The sequence below is a fragment of the Microvirga pakistanensis genome (genome assembly GCF_004458765.1).
Taxonomy (GTDB): domain Bacteria; phylum Pseudomonadota; class Alphaproteobacteria; order Rhizobiales; family Beijerinckiaceae; genus Microvirga; species Microvirga pakistanensis.
This window is the reverse complement of record NZ_SPJX01000051.1, coordinates 1-223: the sequence shown is the minus strand read 5'-3', so window position 1 is coordinate 223 and position 223 is coordinate 1. Positions and strand designations below refer to the sequence as shown.

General features: G+C 65.5%; 1 pseudogene. It reads right to left on the bottom strand.

The annotated features are described in order from the left end of the window. Window positions 1-52: 52 nt before the first annotated feature. A pseudogene (locus tag E4K09_RS30030) lies at window positions 53-223 on the bottom strand (ABC transporter ATP-binding protein); the annotation flags it as partial.

The following is a 223-nucleotide window of genomic DNA, read 5'->3' as shown; positions in this document are numbered from 1 at the left end:
GTGAAAATCCAGGGCGCGAGGGCGAGTTGGTTCTTGGCTTTCATGGAGAAATTCACGCTGCCCTGCGCGCCTGCGCGATATGTCCGCGCAGCTCGTGAACGAGCGCGGAGACTTCCGGAGTATAGGTGATCTCGAGATCGCGCGGGCGCGGGAACGGCACCTCCCGCTCGGCCACGATGCGGCCCGGCCGGGCGCTCATGCAGAAGATGCGGTCCGCCAGGAA